This window comes from Labrenzia sp. R5_0, assembly GCF_017743835.1.
In the GTDB taxonomy this organism is placed as follows: Bacteria; Pseudomonadota; Alphaproteobacteria; order Rhizobiales; family Stappiaceae; genus Roseibium; species Roseibium algicola.
This window is the reverse complement of the sequence record NZ_JAGHRK010000008.1, coordinates 143,099-157,959: the sequence shown is the minus strand read 5'-3', so window position 1 is coordinate 157,959 and position 14,861 is coordinate 143,099. Positions and strand designations below refer to the sequence as shown.

The window sequence follows — 14,861 nt, the reverse complement described above, 5'->3', positions numbered from 1 at the left end:
CTTTCTGAACCAGCGAATTCTTCTCGACAGCGCGTTGCTCGTTCTGACTGTTGCAGCCTGTGCGATGGCCGTGACAAGCGGTGGCTACACGCAGTTCGTCATCGGCCTTGTTGCAATCACGACCATCCTGGGGACAGGTCTCAACGTTCTTTATGGTTTGACTGGTCTGGTCTCACTTGGCCAGGTGGGTTTCTTTGCCATCGGCGCTTATGGTGTGGCGGTGATGACCCTGTCTGGCCTGAGCTTCTGGCTGGCACTGCCCTTGTCCGCACTCGTGGCGGGGATCGCGGGCGTTCTGCTGGCGGTGCCTGCCGTCCGTATGGCGGGGCCGTTCCTGGCAATGGTCACGATTGCCTTCGCGTTCATTGTCGAACACGGCGCAGTGGAATGGCGTTCCCTGACCGGCGGTCAGAATGGCCTCATGGGCTTTCCGATGCCGGAGATCCTGGGCTTCGTGTTCAGCGAGCGGGAACTGGTGGTGCTGGCCATCCTGCTTGCCGGATTGTCTCTCTACCTGTTTCGCCGATTGGCCGAAAGCGGCTGGGGCATGGCAATGACGGGCGTACGCGATGCTGAAACCGCAGCTGCCTCGCTTGGATATCGGCCCTTCGCGGTCAAGGCGGCCGCGTTTGCCATTGCTGCGGCGATGGCCGGGCTTGCGGGCGGTCTGTTTGCACCGTTGATGATGTTCATCGCGCCGAGCAATTTCCCGTTCTCGCAGTCGATCCTGTTTCTCTTTGCAATCCTGATCGGCGGCGCCGGCACCGTGCTGGGGCCACTCGCCGGTGCGCTGGTAACCGTCCTGCTGCCGGAGTTCCTTTCAGATCTTGCAGAATACCGGCTGCTGTTCTTTGGTGGTTTGCTGGTGGGCGTGCTGCTGATTGCGCCTCGCGGGCTGGTCGGCACGGTAGCGTCTTACATTCCGAAGTCGAGCCGAAGCGTGGCACCGGTTTCTTCCGCAGACATCGAGCAGTTCCTCCAGGGCGGGCTTTCCTCAAGTGCACTGGAAATTGAAGACCTCGGCATTTCGTTCGGCGGCGTTCGGGCAGTCGATGGCGTCAGCTTCCGGATCGAGCCCGGCGAGGTAACATCCATCATCGGTCCGAACGGTGCGGGCAAGACCACGGTCCTCAACATGATAGGCGGGTTCTACCGTCCAACGCAGGGAAAGATCCTGCTTGGAAGCCGGGACCTTGCCGGGCTACCGGCCCATGCGGTTGCCCGATCGGGGATTGCCCGGACCTACCAGACGACCAAACTTTTCGAGAACCTGACGGTGCTTGCAAATGTCGTCTCCGGGCTGGGGCGCGGTGCCTTCGGCGACCCGTGGTCCGACATTCAGTCGCCAGATCGTTTGTCGCTGGCGGCAGGACTGTTGCGATACTGCGGCTATGAAGGTGACTTCGACAAGCGTGCCGGTGATCTGCCGCATGTCGACCGCAGGCTGGTGGAGATCGCACGTGCGCTTGCCCTGAAACCTGACATCCTTCTTCTGGATGAACCGGCAGCCGGACTGATGCGAGCCGACAAGGACAAGCTCGCCATGCTGCTGCGGGATATTGCCGATCTGGGACCTGCAGTTGTGCTCGTCGAACATGACATGGAGCTGGTCATGGGGATTTCGGACCGGATCCAGGCAGTTGACGCCGGCAAACCTATTGCCTTTGGTACCCCGGCAGAGATCCAGGCAAACGAAACAGTGATTGCAGCCTACCTCGGCAGCGGTGGCGCCACGGCCTTCCCGCGCATAAAACCGCTGCATACAGAAGAAACGCCTGTTCTTTCGACACAGAAGCTGACTGCAGGATATGGCGCGGCTCCGGTGTTGAAGGAGGTGTCACTCAAGGTGCGGACAGGCGAAATGGTGGCTCTGCTCGGGGCGAATGGTGCAGGAAAATCGACGTTTCTTTCTGCCGTTTCGGGTCTGCACAGGCCGGTCACCGGAAGCATAATCCTGAATGACGAGCAGACACAGGCCATGCAGCCGCATGAACTCGTCGGGCGTGGTCTTGTGCTGGTTCCCGAAGGCCGCCAGGTGTTTCCGGAACTGACAGTGCGCGAGAATATCGAACTGGGTGCCTACAAGCGACATTCAGATGTCAACAGCTCGGAACTGGAAGCTCATCTGAAGCGGTTTCCGCGCCTGCGTGACAGGTTGCACAGCCGCGCAGGGCTTCTTTCGGGCGGTGAGCAGCAGATGATGGCAATTGCCCGCGGTCTCATGGCGAAACCCAAGATCCTGCTCCTGGACGAACCTTCGCTTGGATTGGCACCGGCGATGGTTGAGGAGCTTTATGCGATCCTTGGTGAGTTGCGGGACGAAGGCATCACCATTCTGCTTGTCGACCAGATGGCGACGCTTGCTCTTGCCGTTGCAGATTACGCCTACGTATTGGAGCAAGGCCGTATCGTGATTGAAGGCAAGGCTGCGGATCTGGCTTCGGACCCGCGGCTGACGGCGGCCTATCTCGGCGCCGCCAATGAACAGGAAACTCGCATGGAGGCGAGGGTATGAGCGGGCTAGTAATCCGGAACGTCCTGCTGGAGGGCGCTGATGCGGCTGTCGATATTGCTGTTAGGGCCGGAAAGATTTCGGCGATAGGAGCCGACCTGCCCACGAGTGCGGAAGAATTGAATGGCAACGGCGTTCTCCTGGTGCCGGGATTTGTCGAGAGCCATCTTCATCTCGACAAGGCCTGCATTCTCGACCGCTGTCGGAACGAGACAGGCACGCTGGAAGGAGCGATCTCGTCAGTTGCGGAGGCAAAGAAAGGGTTTTCGGAAGACGACGTCTACGACCGTGGTCGAAAGGTTCTCGAAAAGGCCATTACCCAGGGCACCAACGCCATCCGGACGCATGTGGAGATTGATCCGGGCATCGGCCTGACGGGGTTTCACGCCATTCAGCGGCTGAAGCAGGATTTCGCCTGGGCGCTGGACCTGCAGATTTGTGTCTTTCCGCAAGAAGGGCTGATCAACAACCCGGGTACTGCCGAATTGCTGGAAGAGGCGCTCACCGCCGGAGCGGACCTGCTGGGCGGGTGTCCCTATACGGACAGCGATCCGAATGGCCAGATTGCCTGTCTGTTCGAAATGGCCGAACGCCATGATGTCGATCTCGATTTCCATCTGGATTTCGATCTCGATCCATCCTGGCGTCATCTTGATGAAATCGCTCGCCAGACAGTCGCCTTCGGCTGGCAGGGAAGGGTCGCGATCGGCCATGTCACCAAGCTGTCGGCCCTTTCCCGAAAGGACCTTCTGGAGGCGGTGCAAATACTGAAAAGCGCTGAAATCGCGCTTACCGTCCTGCCGTCGACGGATCTGTTTCTGATGGGGCGTGGCAGCGAAAGCCTGGTGCCACGCGGGGTCGCGCCGGCGCATGTCTTTCATGAACACGGCGTTTGCTGCACGGTCGCAACAAACAACGTGCTCAATCCCTTCACGCCCTATGGCGACTGTTCCTTGCCGCGCATGGCCAATCTTTATGCCAATGTTCACCAGCTCGGATCAGCGGAAGACCTGAAGGCTTGTTTTGACATGGTAACGGCTGCACCACGGCGGCTGATCAACAAGGCTCACCGGATCGAAGTCGGCGAAGCGGCCACCTTCGTGGCGCTGCCGGCCATGAGCGGACATCAGATCGTTTCGGAAATCATCCGGCCGGTCTGGGGGATGAAGAATGGAACATTCACGTTCGAGCAGGCTCCGGCCAGGTTGATGGGCCCATTGGCAGCGCAAGGCCGGACCGAGGAAAGGCGAGCGGCTTTTGTGCCCTAGCTGCTCGTGGACGAGATCACTTGCGCCGTTGTGCTGCCGCGTGTGCGCATGGCGGCACGTTCCTTCATGTATTTTTCCGCCTCGATCATATGACCACGCATGATCATGCGGCAGAGTTCGGCATCACCCGATTTTATCGCCCGCAGCAACTGCACCTGATAGTGCAGTCCCGTTTCGCGCAGGGCAGGGTTCGGTTCCTTGTAGATCGAGCGGCAGACCGTCATGTCGCGTAGCAGGCTGAGCAGGAAGGAACATGTGAAGGCCAGGATCGGGTTCTTGCAGTGCCGGGCCAGTTCTTCGTGAAAATCAAGCTCGGCCAGGCGCTGCGAATATTCTTCTTCCGCCGTCTTCGGCTCGTCCTCGTAAAGCCGGATGCAGCCCTGCAAGGCCTGGAAACCCTCGTCTGTCAGTGTTCCGGCAACCGAGGCGGCAAGTTCCGGCTCAAGCTGTTTCCGGAGTGTGTAGATGTCGGCAATCGTCGGCTGGTCGAACAGGAACAGATTGTCCAGCATACGGATGGCTTCACCCGGCTCCACCGATGCGACGAAGACACCACCGCCCGGGCCGCTGCGCGTTGAAATCAACCCCTGGAACTCCAGTACCTTCAAAGCCTCACGCAGTGAACCACGTGACACCCTGACCGTTTCCGGCTGAAGCCATTCGGCGGGAATCCTGTCACCGGGGCGCAGACCGGCTTCGACGATCTGTTCGCGGATCTGCTGGGCGACCATGTCGGGCCGCCGCAGGCGTTTCCGTGTCTTGGGATCTGTCGCTCCTTCGGGAATTCTCATGACCGGTTAAACTGCATTGCCTTGTTTTTTGGGGAGCCTATGCCTTCCCGAGTGGGTGATAGCAAGCCGCAACGTGATTGTTGCCGCCTTTGGCCTCGTCTGGTGACGGTTTGCCGGCAACGCAGATATCCGTGCGGTGCGCACAGCGCGCGGCAAAGGCGCAGCCTTCAGGGGGATTGTAGGGATCCGGCAATTCGGCAGAGGCGTCTTCCGACATCAGGTCGTGCCGCCCGGGGGCGGGCGCGGAGCGCATTAGAAGATCCGTATAGGGATGTAGCGGTTTGCGGAAGATTTCTCTGGCTGGACCCAGTTCGGCCATCCGGCCGAAGTACATCACCGCCACGCGGTCGCTGACACTTTCCACCACCGAAAGATCGTGGCTGATGAAGATGTAGGTGAGGCCGAAGTCGTCCTTCAGCTTGTCCAGCAGGTTCAACACCTGGGCCTGCACCGACACATCGAGGGCAGACACGGGCTCATCAAGCACGATCAGCTCCGGCCCGGCCGCAAGGGCCCGCGCAATGCCGATCCGCTGCGCCTGGCCGCCAGAGAATTCATGGGGGTAGCGTTCCAGAAACTCCGGCGCCAGGTTGACCGCCTGCAGCAGCTCTGCAAGGCGCTTCTCGCGACCATCGGAATTCAGGTTTGTCAGGTGCTTGAGCGGCGCTTCCAGGATGGTCCTGATGGTCTTGCGCGGATTGAGCGAGGCAACCGGATCCTGAAAGACATATTGAACCTTGCGGGCGAGAGCGTTGCGGTTTTTTTTTGCCAGTGCCGCAAGATCCTCGCCGTTGAAGGTGATCGAGCCGGATGTCGGCAGATCGAGACCGACGACGAGGCGCGCGAGGGTGGACTTGCCGCAGCCCGACTCTCCGACGACACCGAGGGTCTCTCCCTTCTTTACATCGAGACTGAGACCCTGAACCGCGTGCACGGCGGGAAGATGACCGCCAAAGAGCTTCCGACCGCCGCCGAAAATGCGCTCGACATCCTGAATGGTCAGAAGGGCTTCGCTGTCCAAGTGGTTCTGGCTTATCTCGTTCATGCGGTCGCTCCGGAATTCAGCGGAAAGAGGCAGCGCACACCGCGGGTTTCGGAAGACATCTCAAGCTTGATCTCGCCGGTCCGGCAGGAGGCCTGTGCGTGCGGACACCGTTCGGCGAAGGCACAACCGTCCGGCAGGTTGTTGACCACGGGCGGGCGGCCCTCGATTGCATCCAGACGACGGTCCGGCTCGCCCAGAACAGGCACGCATTCGATCAGCTTGGCGGTGTAGGGATGACGCGGGTTCGCCAGAACCTCCTCCGTCGTTCCCGTTTCGACGATCCGGCCCGCATACATCACCGCGACACGGTCACAAAGGGCGGAGACAACGCCAAAATCGTGGGTGATGAACAGGATTGCAGCGTTCCGTTCGCGGCGCAGGCCGTTCATCAGCGTCAGGATTTGCGATTGCACGGTGACGTCGAGCGCGGTGGTCGGCTCGTCCGCAATCAGCACCTTGGCATCGTTGGCGAGCGCCATGGCAATGCAGACCCTTTGGCGCATGCCACCGGAAAGCTCGTGCGGGTAGGCGGACAAGCGCTCCTTCGCATTCGGGATCCGCACAAGCGAAAGCAGTTCAACGGCCTTCTCCCGGGCTTTCGAGCCGGACATGGGCTGGTGGGTGGTTATCGCTTCCGTCAACTGATCGCCAACGGTGAAGAGCGGGTGCAGCGTCGACAGCGGATCCTGGAAGACATAGGCAACCGAACCGCCTCTGAGGTCCCGGATACGCCGGTCGCTTGCCGCAAAAAGATCTTCGCCGTCGAGATAGGCGGCACCGCCTGCAATCCGGCCGGGTGGTGTCGGCACAAGGCCCATGATGGACATGGCTGTTACCGACTTGCCGGATCCGGATTCTCCGACCACGCCCAGGCATTCGCCCTCTTTCAGGTTCAGATCAACACCGCCGACTGCCTTGTAAACGGAGCTGCCTATCTGGAATTCGGTGCGCATCTGACGGACATCCAGCACACCGCCCTTTTCCGAAGGCGCGGGGATCTCGTCCGCCTTGCGATGCACCGCTGTTCGTGAGACCGGCCGGGTGAGGGACCCGGCACGCAGGCGCGGGTCGAGGATATCGCGAACACCGTCGCCGAAGAGGTTGATACTCATGACCAGCGCAAAGATCATCAGGCCCGGAATGATGGAGACATGCGGCGCGGTAAAGAGGATCTTGCGGCCTTCACCCAGCATGGAGCCAAGGTCTGCCTGTGGCGGCTGGGCCCCCAGGCCGAGGAAGGACAGGCCAGCCGTTTCGAGGATCATCCAGCCGACGGTCGTCGACATGGTGATGACGATCACCGGCAAGACGTTGGGCAGAATTTCCAGAAACAGGATTTGTACCGGTGATTTGCCGGACAGCCGTGCCGCGTCAACAAACTCTCTTCGGGATAGCCCGAGCGTGATACCGCGAATGTTGCGGGCAAAGAACGGTATGTTGACGAGCGCGATGGCGTAAAGCGCGTTGAGCAGCCCAGGGCCGAGCACGGCGACGATGGCCAGTGCCAACAGAATGTAGGGAAACGCCATCACCATATCGATGCCGCGCATGATCAGAGTGTCCGTTCGCCCGCCTGCGTATCCGGCGACCAGTCCCAGAAGTGAGCCGAAGAAGGCAGCGATTATTGTTGCCGACAGACCGACGGCAAGCGATATGCGTGTCCCCCAGATCAGCCGCGAAAGGATGTCCCTGCCCAAGTGATCGGTGCCAAGCAGGTGTCCTTCGGTAAGGACCGGCAGAAGACGGTCTGCCGGGGCGGTAACGTCCGGGTTCGCCAGCGGCAGGATCGGCGCTGCCAGAGCGATAAGACAGATCAGCACCAGAACGACAAGGCCGCTGGTTGCCAGCGAATTGTTGAGCAGCAGCGCAAGTGTCCCCGGGCGCGAGGATTTTGCCTTCTCCTTGGAAGGGGCGCTCATGGTCGTGTCACTCATCAGCGCAACCTCGGATCAAGAATGGTCTGCACCACGTCTGCGAGCAGATTGAAGAGAACATAGGCGGCGGCGACCACCAGAACCCCGCCCTGGACCAGCAGCAGATCGCGGGTGGAAATGGCGGTCACGAGCATGGATCCGATGCCCGGCCACTGGAACACCGTCTCGATATAGACAGCGCCGCCGATGACAAAGCCGGCCTGGATGCCAATGACCGGCACAACGCCGACGAGGGCCGACTTGAATGCGTGCTTGTAGATGACCTTGCGTTCCGACAGGCCCTTGGCGCGAGCGGTGCGGATATAGTCCTGACGCAGCACTTCCAGCATGGCGGTGCGCGTCAACCGGGCGATGACACCGGTCGCGACCACCGAAAGCGTCAGCGCAGGCAGGGTGAGGTGATGGATCAGGTCGGGCAAGTCGCCGCCACCATAGATCGCGTACATGCCGGACGCCGGAAACAGGCGCAGATTGACGGCAAACACCAGGATCAGCAGCAGGCCGAGCCAGAAAGACGGGGTCGAGATACCGATCAGAACGAGCAGCGTGATGATCTTGTCCGCCCAGCCGTACTGACGGACAGCAGAGACAATACCGGCAAGAAGGCCGAAGATCGAGCACAGGATGAGCGAGGTTCCGGCCAGAATGAGGGTTGCTGAAAAGCGCTCCATCACTTCATCCAGCACCGGACGATTGAGCGTGTAGGAGCGGCCGAGATCCCCATGGAACAGGTTGCCGATCCAGATGACGTATTGCTCGAACAGGGTTTTGTCGAGGCCGAGATCGCGGTTGAGCTTGGCGACATTTTCCGGTGTCGCGTAGGAGCCGAGAATGGCAGTTGCCGGGTCTCCCGGGATCATCGCCATGATCAGGAAGACGATGATCGTCAGCCCGAACAGGACCGGAATGGCAGCCAGCAGACGCTTGGCGATATAGGAAGCCAATGGTCTCTCCCTCTTTCTGAGTGCGGCCGGCCATTTCCTGAAGCCTTGCCGCCTCCGCAACCTCATCCTGAGGAGCGCATTTATGCGCGTCTCGAAGGATGGGCGGCACACTCCGGAGCAAGTGGCCCATCCTTCGAGACAGCGCCTTGCGCTTCCTCAGGATGAGGGAGTGTTGTGTCGCCGGGGTGCGCCTTTACGTTTCCTTCGGCACTTGCTGCGTGCAGGTCCGAATACGACAATCCCGGCGAACCGTTCAAGGTCCGCCGGGAGACGTGTCGTCTTATTGAGGCTTCTTGACATCCTGAAGCATCAGGAAGAAGGACGGTTGCAGCTTGAAGTCTTCAACCGATGCCTTGGTGACGGCATTCTGTTTCCAGTTGGCAACGAAGACCCAGGGGGCGTCCTCCTGGACGATTTCCTGCATTTCCTTGTAGAGCCTTGCACGTTCTTCCTGGTTGGTTTCCTCGCGGGCATTTTCCAGAAGTTCGTCCACCTTGGCGTTGGAATAGTAGCCGGAGTTGAACCCGCCCTGTTCGGGCATCGCTTCGGTGCGCAGGGCCAGGAACGGAAGCGTGTCCGGGTCATTGGTCATCCATGCCATTTCCGCCATGGAAGCCTTGCCTTGCAGACCCGGGTTCACCTTGCCGAGGAAGGTGTTCCATTCATAGGTCTCGATCTTGACCTTCATGCCGACGGCCTGGAGATCGGCCTGGATGGCCGTGCCCATGGCAACCGGGTCGAGCATGCCGGAGCCGCCTTCGGTGACATAGAAAGTAACTTCCTGTCCGGCGTATTCAGCTTCCTTCAGGAGTTCCTTGGCCTTTTCCGGATCGTAGGGATAGGGCTCCAGGCTCTCGTTGTAGGCCCAGGCAAAGGCAGGAGGTGTCGGCCCTGCTGCGACGTCGGCCGTACCTTGCAGGATGTTTTCCACCAGAGCCTTCTTGTTGATGGCGTAGTTGGCGGCCTGGCGTGCAGCCTTGACGTCAAACGGTGCTTCGCGGGTGTTCAGGATCAGGAACCAGACGTGAGGTCCGGCCTGTTCCAGCACCTTGAACGTTGAATCGTCCTTGAACTGCTGCAGGCTGTCCGGCGGGACTTCAACCATCACGTCCAGTCCACCGGAGAGCATTTCGGCGATGCGGGTGTTGGCGTCGGTGATCGGACGGTAGATCAACGCTTCCAGGTCCGGAGCGCCATCCCAGTAGTCTTCGTTCTTGACGGCAACCACCTTGGCGTTGGCTTCCCATTCGGCAAACTTGTAGGCGCCGGTACCGGATGGATTGCGGCCGAAATCCTTGCCGTATTGCTTGACGGCCTCGGGGGAGACAATCAGACCCGTCGGATAGGCAAGGTTCGACAGGAACGGCGCGTAAGGGGCACTGAGGTTGAAGGTGACGGTGGTTTCGTTGTCGACGACCACGTCCTCAACAGTGGAGAAGAAGAACGCGAGCGGGAAGGGACCCGTATCGTGATAAGGGTTTTCCTCGTTCAGCATACGGTCGAAGTTGAACTTCACCGCTTCCGCGTTGAAGGGGGAACCGTCGTGGAACTTGATGCCTTCACGCAGCTTGAACGTGTAGGTCTTGCCGTCTTCCGAAATGGTCCAGCTTTCGGCAAGGGACGGTTCGACTTCCAGGGTGCCGTCCTTGTAGCGCACAAGTCCGTCATACAAGTTCACCAGAATGCGGAAATCGTTCACCGCGGTGACGGCGTGCGGGTCGAGTGACTTGGGTTCCGCGATCTGGCCGACAACCAGAACATTGGGCGGAGTTTGCGCCTGCACCTGGGGTGCAAAGGCGAGGAAGGCCGAGGCGAAAGCCGCGGCTAGGAATCTTTTCATGACCATTCCCCTCGTTGTTTCTGACGAATAATTAATCATGATTAATTGCAATGCTGCAATAATTATTTCATATTTATTTTCGCTCGAGGGTTGTGCTCTCGATGCCAGATAAACGCTTAAGCGCTGATAAATAAGGGGGAAACAAGGATGCCGCAGCACGCAATCCGTATCGACCCGGAGCGTCTCAAAACGCTTCTCAACGGAGTGAATCGCTTCGGCTTTGTTCCTGAAACCGGCGGCTACACGCGACCAGGCTTCACTCGGGTCGATCTGGAGTGTAGGGATTGGTTCGAGGCACAGATGAGGGCCGACGATCTGCAGGTGTGGAGAGACGGCGCACTCAACCTGTTTGGCCGGTATGGACCTGAGGACGGGCCGTGCGTCATGGCCGGATCGCATCTCGACACCGTGGTCAATGGCGGGGCTTTTGACGGAGCACTCGGCGCATGTGTTGCGCTGGAATGCGTGCGAACGATGAAGGATGCCGGAATAACGCCCCGGACAGCGATCGAAGTTGCCGCGACTTCCGAAGAAGAGGGCCGTTTCGGGGGCATGCTCGGCTCACAGGCCATATCCGGGGCGATCACTCCGGCATGGATCGAGCAGGCGATTGATGCCGACGGGATCCGGCTGCGCGATGCCATGAACAGTCTGGGTCTCGAGCCGATGGACATCCTGAAAGCAGCCCGGCCGGCCGGTTCGATAAATGCCTTTCTGGAACTCCATATCGAGCAGGGGCCGGTTCTTGAAGCCGAAGAATTTCCTATCGGCATCGCCGAGGAGGTTTCCGGTGTCTGTTATCTGGAGTTGGAACTGACGGGAATCGCCAATCATTCCGGGACAACACCCATGCATCTGCGGGCGGATGCATTTGCCGGGCTTTCCGAGCTTGCCGGGACAATTCCGGATCTGATCCAGATGCACGGCACCGACCAGAGCCGGTTTACCATTGGTCATGTCGAACTTTCGCCGAACCATCCCCACACGATTCCAGGTCGCGCAGTCTTTTCGGTGATTCTGCGTGACACGTCGGAAGAGATAATGGTGGGGCTGAAATCGCGTTTTCTGGAAAGCGCCGACATTGTCGCCAACCGGCACCGACTGAAATTGAACAAGACCGAGAGGAGCTGGTTGTCACCGGTCTCGCTGGATAGCGAGCTTGCCGAAAAGCTCGCCGACCTTGCCGAACGCAACGAATTACCGGCGCGGCGTATGCCTTCCGGAGCCGGTCACGATGCCCAGACAATGCAGTCTTTCTGCCCTTCCGGGCTGATCTTCGTTCCCAGCCGGGCCGGCATAAGCCATGCTCCCGAAGAACACAGCGACTGGTCGGATATCGAGAAGGGGGCGAACCTCATGCTGCAGGCGTTGCTCGACTTGTCCGGCTAACCTGTTTGCTGGTGTCTGCCGGCTTCTGCAACTTTCGCTCTTTCAATGCCGCGCGGGCTCGGCTAGGCTTTTCAAAAGTAAAGCATATCGTTCCCGGCGGGCGCGCCGCCACAAGTGTTGCAAACAGACAGTCCCTATCCATTTTTCAACGGGGGTGCCATGGTTGATCGGATTGCCGGACTAAGGGTCCGTATTGCCTTGAGGTCTGCCGCGACGGTCGGCCTCGTATGCCTTTTCCCGTTGTTACAAGGTTGTGCGCTTTCCGATGCGCCGGTGCTCTTCCCGAAAGGGCCTATCGCGTTGGCGGAACGGGATCTGCTGTTCACGGCATTCGGCATCATGATGATCGTCGCCATTCCCGCGATCATACTAACGCTGCTGTTCGCCTGGCGATATCGCAAGCGTAATGGCAACACCGCGGATTATGCGCCCGAGTGGGATGGTTCCTGGGGCATTGAAGCCGTGGTCTGGCTGGTTCCAGCTGCGATCGTGATTGTCATCGGAACCATTGTCTGGGATGCGACCCACAGACTTGACCCTTACAAGGCCCTGGCGTCCGACAAGCCGGCTTTCAAGGTGCAGGCCGTCGCGCTCGACTGGAAATGGCTGTTCTTATACCCGGAACTTGGCACGGCCAGCGTGAATGAACTGGCCTTTCCCGCAGACAGGCCGCTGACCATCGAGATCACTTCCGACACGGTCATGAATTCGCTGATGATCCCCGCACTTGGTGGCCAGATCTACGCCATGGCGGGCATGCGCTCCGAACTTAACCTGATCGCAGATGGTCCAGGCACCTTCAACGGCCGCAACACAATGTATTCCGGCGATGGTTTTTCCGACCAGCACTTCAAGGCTCATGCCATGAACGAAGCGGATTTCGCCGCCTGGAAGGAAAAGGCAACAGGATCCGCTGATGTGCTGGACGCCAAGACGTATGTGGACCTGCACAAGCAGAGCGTTGCCGATCCAGTCCGGCATTATTCGTCTTACGAGACGGATCTCTTTTCGATCATCCTGCGCAAATACGCGCCGATTGTCGGCCCTTACGAAAGCAAGGCCGCCGAACTCATCTGCCGGGGGGCTGTTTGATGCTGGGACGTCTTACGATTGAGGCCCTGCCGTTCTATTCCTGGGTGGCCATGGGTGGGGCGGCAGTAACCGTTGGCGGCGGTATTGCCGTGTTCCTGCTGATCACCTGGCTGCGCGCTTGGAAAGTTCTCTGGACAGACTGGCTGACCAGCGTCGATCACAAGAAGATCGGCATCATGTATGTGGTGCTGGCTCTGGTGATGCTGGTGCGCGGGTTTGTCGATGCTCTCATGATGCGCGCGCAACAGGCGGTTTCCCTGAACAGCGAAGGTTACCTTCCGCCGGAGCATTTCGAGCAGATCTTTTCCTCTCACGGCACCATCATGATCTTTTTCGTGGCGATGCCGTTCCTGACCGGGCTCATCAACATCATCGTGCCGCAACAGATCGGCGCGCGGGATGTCGCCTTTCCGTTCCTGAATTCCGTCAGCCTCTGGATGACGGCCGCCGGTGCGGCTCTGGTGCTGATATCGCTTGTGGTCGGCAAGTTCTCTCAAGCCGGCTGGACCGGGTATCCTCCATATTCCGGGGCTGAATACAGTCCGGGCGTGGGGGTCGATTACTGGCTATGGGCGCTGATCATCAGCGGGGTGGGCAGTACGCTTTCAGGCATCAACTTCATCGTGACCATCGTCAAGAACCGCTGCCCGGGCATGACTTTCATGCGCATGCCGATGTTCACCTGGACAACACTGTGCATTTCCATCCTGATTGCCTTCGCCTTTCCGGCGCTGACGGTGGTCGCCGGTCAGTTGACACTCGATCGCACGCTTGGCTTCCATTTCTTCACCAACGGTGACGGCGGCAACATGATGATGTTTGCCAACCTGCTGTGGATCTGGGGTCATCCGGAGGTCTACATCCTGATCTTGCCGGCCTTCGGTATCTTTTCCGAAGTGGTGGCGACATTCTCGCGCAAGCGGCTGTTCGGTTACACTTCACTGGTCTATGCGACCGCCTGTATCGCGCTGCTGTCGTTCACAGTCTGGCTGCACCACTTCTTCACGATGGGCTCGTCTGCCAATGTGAATGCCATATTCGGCATCGCGACGATGATCATCGCGGTGCCGACGGGGGTGAAGATCTTCGACTGGCTGTTCACCATGTACAAGGGCCGGATCGAGTTTCACACGTCCATGGTCTACACCATCGGCTTCATGGTGACCTTCGTCATCGGTGGCGTGACCGGGGTGCTGCTGGCCCTGCCGCCCGCCGACTACCTGATGCACAATTCCACCTTCCTGGTGGCGCACTTCCACAACATGCTGATCCCGGGCGCTCTTTTCGGTTATTTCGCCGGCATGAACTACTGGTTCCCCAAAGCCTTCGGTTTCAAGCTGGACGCCAAATGGGGCATGCGGTCCTTCTGGTGCTGGATCATCGGGTTCTATCTCGCCTTCATGCCGCTCTACGTCCTTGGCTTCAAGGGCATGAGCCGGCGGATGGAGCATTATGCCGACCCCACCTGGCAACCCTATCTGATCGTCGCTGCGATCGGGGCTCTGTTCGTCCTGTGTGGCATCGCCTGCATCGCCATCCAGCTTTACGTTTCGGCCAGGAAATGGGGATCCGCCAGGGACATCACGGGGGACCCGTGGAACGGACGTACCCTGGAATGGGCGACGTCCTCTCCGCCAGCTGCCTATAACTTCGCGGTTCTGCCCGAGGTGACCGATATCGACGCGTTCCACGACATGAAGATCCGGGGGGAGGCCTATCAGCCGCCGCAGCATTACGAAGACATCGTCATGCCGAAAAACACCTGGATCGGCCCGGTGCTTGGTGCGCTGGCCTTTGTGCTCGGTTTTGCCTTCATCTGGTACATCTGGTGGCTCGTCGCCCTGAGCTTCGTGCTGTCCCTCGTATGTGTCGGTATCCGGGCGTCCGACGACAACAGCGAATTCGTGTTGCCTGCAGCAGAAGTCGCCCGGATCGAGCGTGAACGCCTCGCTCAGATCTCGCCGGCCGACCTGCACGACATGCGCGATTTTGTGCCGCGCGGTGCCGCCTCTGGCGCACCGTTGTCCGGAACGGTTTGAGGGAGGG

The 14,861-nt window shown here is 59.5% G+C and carries 10 protein-coding genes; 5 read left to right on the top strand and 5 right to left on the bottom strand.

Translation table 11 applies throughout. From position 1 onward, the window contains the following. Nucleotides 1-64 precede the first annotated feature (64 nt). Both J7447_RS28605 and J7447_RS28600 read left to right on the top strand, forming a co-directional pair. Nucleotides 65-2,515 carry a branched-chain amino acid ABC transporter ATP-binding protein/permease gene (locus J7447_RS28605; protein WP_209171621.1) on the top strand — a complete coding sequence of 817 codons (2,451 nt, stop codon included), beginning with the start codon at nucleotides 65-67 and terminating at the stop codon, nucleotides 2,513-2,515. After that, nucleotides 2,512-3,780, top strand: coding sequence for an amidohydrolase family protein (locus J7447_RS28600; protein ID WP_209171598.1), 1,269 nt, complete (start codon nucleotides 2,512-2,514; stop codon nucleotides 3,778-3,780). The genes J7447_RS28605 and J7447_RS28600 overlap by 4 nt, the downstream gene beginning before the upstream one ends. Here J7447_RS28600 and J7447_RS28595 read toward each other — a convergent pair. From J7447_RS28595 to J7447_RS28575, 5 genes are all read right to left on the bottom strand, one after another. Beyond that, nucleotides 3,777-4,571: an FCD domain-containing protein gene (locus J7447_RS28595; protein WP_075284205.1), complete on the bottom strand. Its 795-nt coding sequence runs from the start codon at nucleotides 4,569-4,571 to the stop codon at nucleotides 3,777-3,779. The genes J7447_RS28600 and J7447_RS28595 overlap by 4 nt on opposite strands. 37 nt (nucleotides 4,572-4,608) lie before the next feature. Next, nucleotides 4,609-5,616 carry an oligopeptide/dipeptide ABC transporter ATP-binding protein gene (locus J7447_RS28590; RefSeq protein WP_209171597.1) on the bottom strand — a complete coding sequence of 336 codons (1,008 nt, stop codon included), beginning with the start codon at nucleotides 5,614-5,616 and terminating at the stop codon, nucleotides 4,609-4,611. Further along, a complete protein-coding gene (locus J7447_RS28585) occupies nucleotides 5,613-7,550 on the bottom strand; it encodes a dipeptide/oligopeptide/nickel ABC transporter permease/ATP-binding protein (RefSeq protein ID WP_286189685.1) in 1,938 nt (645 codons plus the stop codon). Before J7447_RS28585 ends, J7447_RS28590 begins: the two co-directional genes overlap by 4 nt. Continuing rightward, nucleotides 7,550-8,494 carry an ABC transporter permease gene (locus tag J7447_RS28580; protein WP_209171596.1) on the bottom strand — a complete coding sequence of 315 codons (945 nt, stop codon included), beginning with the start codon at nucleotides 8,492-8,494 and terminating at the stop codon, nucleotides 7,550-7,552. Before J7447_RS28580 ends, J7447_RS28585 begins: the two co-directional genes overlap by 1 nt. 280 nt (nucleotides 8,495-8,774) lie before the next feature. Further along, nucleotides 8,775-10,334, bottom strand: a complete 1,560-nt coding sequence (locus J7447_RS28575; RefSeq protein ID WP_035908743.1) for an ABC transporter substrate-binding protein — start codon at nucleotides 10,332-10,334, stop codon at nucleotides 8,775-8,777. A gap of 147 nt (nucleotides 10,335-10,481) precedes the next feature. Here J7447_RS28575 and J7447_RS28570 point away from each other — a divergent pair, with 147 nt between their 5' ends. The 3 genes from J7447_RS28570 (at nucleotide 10,482) to cyoB (ending at nucleotide 14,854) form a co-directional block, all read left to right on the top strand. Then, entirely contained in the window at nucleotides 10,482-11,723 is a 1,242-nt protein-coding gene (locus J7447_RS28570; protein WP_209171595.1) for a Zn-dependent hydrolase, read from the top strand. A 159-nt stretch (nucleotides 11,724-11,882) separates the two neighbouring features. Then, entirely contained in the window at nucleotides 11,883-12,815 is a 933-nt protein-coding gene (gene cyoA, locus J7447_RS28565; protein ID WP_075284754.1) for a ubiquinol oxidase subunit II, read from the top strand. Continuing rightward, nucleotides 12,815-14,854 carry a cytochrome o ubiquinol oxidase subunit I gene (cyoB, locus tag J7447_RS28560; protein WP_152506381.1) on the top strand — a complete coding sequence of 680 codons (2,040 nt, stop codon included), beginning with the start codon at nucleotides 12,815-12,817 and terminating at the stop codon, nucleotides 14,852-14,854. Before cyoA ends, cyoB begins: the two co-directional genes overlap by 1 nt. Nucleotides 14,855-14,861 lie beyond the last annotated feature (7 nt).

Bases quoted from the DNA above. Each gene is read 5' to 3' on its own strand.
- cyoA (WP_075284754.1), top strand. From the start codon at position 11,883: ATGGTTGATCGGATTGCCGGACTAAGGGTCCGTATTGCCTTGAGGTCT.
- J7447_RS28605 (WP_209171621.1), top strand. From the start codon at position 65: ATGGCCGTGACAAGCGGTGGCTACACGCAGTTCGTCATCGGCCTTGTT.
- J7447_RS28585 (WP_286189685.1), bottom strand. From the start codon at position 7,550: ATGAGTGACACGACCATGAGCGCCCCTTCCAAGGAGAAGGCAAAATCC.
- J7447_RS28590 (WP_209171597.1), bottom strand. From the start codon at position 5,616: ATGAACGAGATAAGCCAGAACCACTTGGACAGCGAAGCCCTTCTGACC.
- cyoB (WP_152506381.1), top strand. From the start codon at position 12,815: ATGCTGGGACGTCTTACGATTGAGGCCCTGCCGTTCTATTCCTGGGTG.
- J7447_RS28575 (WP_035908743.1), bottom strand. From the start codon at position 10,334: ATGAAAAGATTCCTAGCCGCGGCTTTCGCCTCGGCCTTCCTCGCCTTT.
- J7447_RS28570 (WP_209171595.1), top strand. From the start codon at position 10,482: ATGCCGCAGCACGCAATCCGTATCGACCCGGAGCGTCTCAAAACGCTT.
- J7447_RS28595 (WP_075284205.1), bottom strand. From the start codon at position 4,571: ATGAGAATTCCCGAAGGAGCGACAGATCCCAAGACACGGAAACGCCTG.
- J7447_RS28600 (WP_209171598.1), top strand. From the start codon at position 2,512: ATGAGCGGGCTAGTAATCCGGAACGTCCTGCTGGAGGGCGCTGATGCG.